The sequence below is a fragment of the Streptomyces sp. CLV115 genome, assembly GCF_038448545.1.
In the GTDB taxonomy this organism is placed as follows: domain Bacteria; phylum Actinomycetota; class Actinomycetes; order Streptomycetales; family Streptomycetaceae; genus Streptomyces; species Streptomyces sanglieri.
This window is the reverse complement of the sequence record NZ_JBCEWQ010000295.1, coordinates 1-4,264: the sequence shown is the minus strand read 5'-3', so window position 1 is coordinate 4,264 and position 4,264 is coordinate 1. Positions and strand designations below refer to the sequence as shown.

Here is a 4,264-nt window from a genome sequence, read left to right as displayed (position 1 = left end):
CGCCGCCCCACCGCCGTCCAGGCCATCCGCGAAGCCGACGGCCCCGCGCTCGTCGTCACCTCCGACCCCACCGTCTGGGCCGAGACCAAGGACGCCCGAGCCAAGCTCGGCCCGGTCCTCGTCTACGACCCGGGCCACCTCTGCGACACCCCGGCCCGCCTGCACTGGTCCCCCACCGCGGGCTGCGAGAAGCCCGACACGGCCGCCGCCCGCTCGGCCGCTCTCCTCGCCCCGGTCCGTCCGCAGGCCCGGATCGACGCGGCGACCGCCGACACGGCGGAAACGCTCCTCCAGTGCTGGCTGCACGCCGCCGCCACAGACGGCCGGCCCTTCCGCCAGGTCCACCGCTGGGCCCTCGGCGGCAGCGCCCACGAACCGGTACGCCTGCTCCGCACCCACCCCAAAGCGGCCTCCGGACTGGCCGGCCTGCTGGAATCGGCACTGACCGCACACCCCGAACGCCGGGAAATGGCACAGGAGCTGACGGTACGGGCCTTCGGCGCACTCTCGTCGGTGCACATCCGCGAGGCCTGCACACCGAACCGGGCCGATTCGCTCGCGCTGGAATCATTCGCGGGCGAGGGGGGCACCCTCTATGTGGTGGGTGAGCCGATCGAGGACCCACGCTCAGGTCCGGGAGCAATGCCCCTGCTCACGGCACTCACCGCACACGTGGTCGAGCACGGCCGCCGCATGGCCGCACGGTCGACCGACGGTCGGCTCGACCCACCAATGACGCTGGTGCTCGACGACATCGCCGCGGTGGCCCCGCTCCCCCGCCTCCCGGAACTGCTGGCGAACGGCCGGGCCACGGGCCTGCCGACCCTGGCCCTCCTCCGTTCACGGGAACAGGCCCGCGCCCGCTGGCCCCAGGGAGTATGACCCGCCCGCGCCGGGACGGATCCACCCACCCGGCACACCGTCAGGGGTTGTTCAGGTAGGCGAGGACGGCGAGGACGCGGCGGTTGCCGTCGTCGTCATCGGTGATGCCGAGCTTGCCGAACATGGAGGTGGTGTACTTCCCGATCGCGCTCTCGCTGAGGAAGAGCCGCCTGCCGATGGCCTGGTTGGACAGCCCCTCGGCCATGAGACCGAGCACGGAGTGCTCGCGTTCGGTCAGCCCCTCCAACCGCCGGTTCGAGGACCCGCTGGAAAGCAGCTTGGCGATGACGGCCGGATCCATCGCGGTCCCGCCACCCGCGACGCGTTCCAGCGCGTCGATGAACTGGTCGGCATCGAACACGCTCTCCTTGAGGAAGTAGCCGATGCCACCGGCGCCGTCGGCCAACAGCTCACGGGCATAGAGCTGTTCCACGTACTGGGAGAGGATCAGGACCGGAAGTCCGGGCAGTTCACGGCGCGCGGCCAGGGCCGCCCGCAGGCCCTCGTCCGACTGGGTCGGCGGCATACGGATGTCGACGACGGCCACGTCCGGCCGCCGTTCCAGCAGCGCGTCGAGCGTCTCCGGCCCGGTGGTCGCCGTCGCCACCACCTGGTGCCCGTACGCCTCGATCAGGCGGACCATTCCGTCCCGCAGAAGGTAGAGATCCTCGGCTACCACGATTCGCATGGCACCACTATCCTCGCGCGGGTCGGACCGCCTGCCGGGCTGCTGATCTCCAGGGTGCCGTCGAAGACCACGAGGCGTTGCCGCAGCCCCGCGAGTCCACCGCCGTCGCTCACGGCGGCTCCACCCCGGCCGTCGTCCTCGACATCGACGACCAGACGGGCACCGTCCCGGACCATGGAGATCCGGGCCCGGGCCGCACGGGCGTGCTTGACCGCGTTGGTCATCAGCTCGGCGATCCCGAAGTAGAGGGCGGACTCGATCGGCGGCTCCGGGCGCAACCGGAGGTCGGCGATCACATCGGTTTCGAGCGGGCTGTCCAGGGCGAACGCGCGAACGGCCTCGACCAGCCCCCGGTCGTTCAGCACCGGCGGGTTGATGCCCCGGACCAGTTCACGGAGCTCGGTCAGCGATGTGGCGGCACCCGCCCGTGCCGCCCGCATCAGTGCCCTGGCCTGTTCGGGATCGGTTTCCATCAGCTTCTCCGCCGTCGCCAGGGAGAGCCCGAGCGCGACCAGCCGGGCCTGCGCCCCGTCGTGCAGATCCCGTTCGATCCGGCGGATCTCGGCGGCCTGCGCGACCGTCGTATCGGCACGCTGGGCCGTCAGCTCCGCCACCCGGTCCGCCAGCAGCATCGCGGGCGATGCCCGCAGGAAGCGGACGGCCACCGGCTCGACGCACCGCCAGGCGTACGGGGCACCGGCGACCGCCACGGCCAGGCCGGCCACCCCGACGACACGTGCGGCGGCCCCGGGCCCGCCGAGCCCGACGACCGCGGCGGCCAGCCCGGCCGGCGGGAGCGCCGCGACCACACCCGCGGTGAACGGCACCACGGCCAGGAATCGCAGGTCACGCCAGTTGGCGGGGTCCTTCCAACGGACCCGCCACTTCAGGTCCATGACAGCGTCACGTCTGCTGCGCTCGTAACCGAAGCCGTTCCACCAGTACCCGGTGGACAACTGCGTCACCGTCCCGGCCTGCCGGTAGCCGGACGGAACGACGGTGCCGGTCCACCTCTCGACGAGGAAGCGGACCGCACGGCAGACGGGGCGGGAGAGCGCGAACGTCCCCACGCACACCAGCACCACCGGCAACAGCCACGACCACGGGTTCGACGCCCCCCACCGGATGCCCAGCGCCACCGAGGCGGCCCACACCGCCGGCACCAGCATGCTGACGACCGCCACGGCACACGCCCGTACGAAACCCACCCCGGCGCGCACCGGCCACGAACCCGACTGCCTCATGGCTCTTCCTCCGCTTCCCCTTCGGTGTTCCCACTGTGCACCGCACGGAGCCCGCGACCGCCCCGGTCGGCCAAGGAGTGGGTCTGGCCCCACCCACCCGTGGGCCCAGACGCATACCGGGCCGGCCGGACGCTTCGTAGCGTCGCTGAACATGGAAACCGACAAGCTCACGGCGGACACGGCAACCGGCCGGAACAGCACGACCGGGCCGGCCCCCTTCGACGGTCCCCGCACCCGGGAAGCCCTCGGCACGGTACGGAACGGCTTCAAGCTCTACGGCGCACTCGGTGCCACCGCCCTCCTGGCGGTCGCCGCGGTGGCGGCCGGCGGCCACCCGGTCAACACCTTCATGTGGGTACGGGCGGCGCTGCTGCCCCTGACCGCCGTGCTGCTCCACCGGATGACCGTCTCCGCCTCCCGGGGATCCCGGCGGGCCTTCGAGCGCGTGCGCTCCGTCTGCGTCGTCATGCCGATCGCGATCGTCGGCGTCGACCTGGTCCCGGGGGTCTGCCCACTCTGGTACGCCGTGGTGCAGACCGTCTGCATGCTGCCCGTCGTCCGGGTCGCGTTCCGCACCAGAAGCCCCGAACTGCGCGCCGCCTTCCCCGGGGCACGCTGAGACACCCCGCCCGACGCCCGACGCCGGACGCCCGACGCCTGACGCACACCGACACCGACGCCGCACGCCGCGTGCCCCGGCCGCAGGCCCGGGGCCTACGCCTCCCGCCCCACCGCGTACTCGATCTCCCGGGCGGACGGGTCTCCCGGCACGGGCACCGAACGCCCGGTCGCCGAGAATCCGATCCGCCGGTAGAACGCCGCAGCCCTCGGGTTGTCCTCGTGCACATACAGCCGCACGCGCTCGATCCGCGGCGCCGCCAGCGACCAGGCCCAGTCCGTCCCGGCCCGGAACAGCTCCTCGGCCAGACCCGCGCCCCGCGCCCCGGGCCGTACGAACACACCGACCACATGCGCCTGGTGTACGTCGACCGCTTCCCCGAACCGCACCTCGGCGTCCGGCCGTTCGATCAGCACGGTGACCCCGCCGTCCCACCGCCCGTCCGGTGCGACGGCGACGAACTGCCGGACGTCACCGCCGCCGGCCGCGGACGCGCCGAGTGCCCGGTCCTGCCAGAACTCGTCGGAGTGGGCAACGCCCTGCTCGTACGTCTCCAGAAACGCCACCGGCGCGGCCGGATCCCGCAGGGCGGCCAGCCGCAACTCCTTGACCAGGGGCCATTCATCGGCGCGCACGGCTCGAATCACATGTTCCATCCGCCGATCCTGCCCCTGCCACCGGACCTGCGCAAACGACTTCAAGGGGGTGAACGCAGAAAAGCCCCGTGTCCACAAGGACACGGGGCTTTCCCGTAAAAGGAGTTCGGCGGCGTCCTACTCTCCCACAGGGTCCCCCCTGCAGTACCATCGGCGCTGAAAGGCTTAGCTTCCG

5 protein-coding genes and 1 rRNA gene are annotated in these 4,264 nt (G+C 72.2%); 2 read left to right on the top strand and 4 right to left on the bottom strand.

Going from position 1 to position 4,264, the window contains the following annotated elements; genetic code table 11:
• A partial coding sequence (locus AADR41_RS41410) for a type IV secretory system conjugative DNA transfer family protein (protein ID WP_342287577.1) occupies nt 1-882 on the top strand: 882 nt, incomplete at its 5' end.
• 40 nt (nt 883-922) lie between these two features.
• Here AADR41_RS41410 and AADR41_RS41405 read toward each other — a convergent pair.
• Together AADR41_RS41405 and AADR41_RS41400 are read right to left on the bottom strand one after the other, a co-directional pair.
• A complete protein-coding gene (locus tag AADR41_RS41405; protein WP_342287576.1) occupies nt 923-1,570 on the bottom strand; it encodes a response regulator transcription factor in 648 nt (215 codons plus the stop codon).
• Nucleotides 1,555-2,814 (bottom strand): sensor histidine kinase, encoded by a 1,260-nt coding sequence (locus AADR41_RS41400; RefSeq protein ID WP_342287574.1) that lies wholly within the window; start codon nt 2,812-2,814, stop codon nt 1,555-1,557. The genes AADR41_RS41405 and AADR41_RS41400 overlap by 16 nt, the downstream gene beginning before the upstream one ends.
• A gap of 151 nt (nt 2,815-2,965) precedes the next feature.
• On the opposite strand from AADR41_RS41400, the gene AADR41_RS41395 reads away from it, so the two are divergent.
• On the top strand, nt 2,966-3,433 hold the full coding sequence (locus AADR41_RS41395) for a hypothetical protein (RefSeq protein WP_342287572.1): 468 nt from the start codon (nt 2,966-2,968) through the stop codon (nt 3,431-3,433).
• Nucleotides 3,434-3,528: 95 nt separating this feature from the next.
• Here the strand turns inward: AADR41_RS41395 and AADR41_RS41390 are convergent, their stop codons facing one another.
• A complete protein-coding gene (locus AADR41_RS41390) occupies nt 3,529-4,089 on the bottom strand; it encodes a GNAT family N-acetyltransferase (protein WP_342287570.1) in 561 nt (186 codons plus the stop codon).
• 104 nt (nt 4,090-4,193) lie between these two features.
• Nucleotides 4,194-4,264 (bottom strand): 5S ribosomal RNA (rrf, locus tag AADR41_RS43090); the annotation flags it as partial.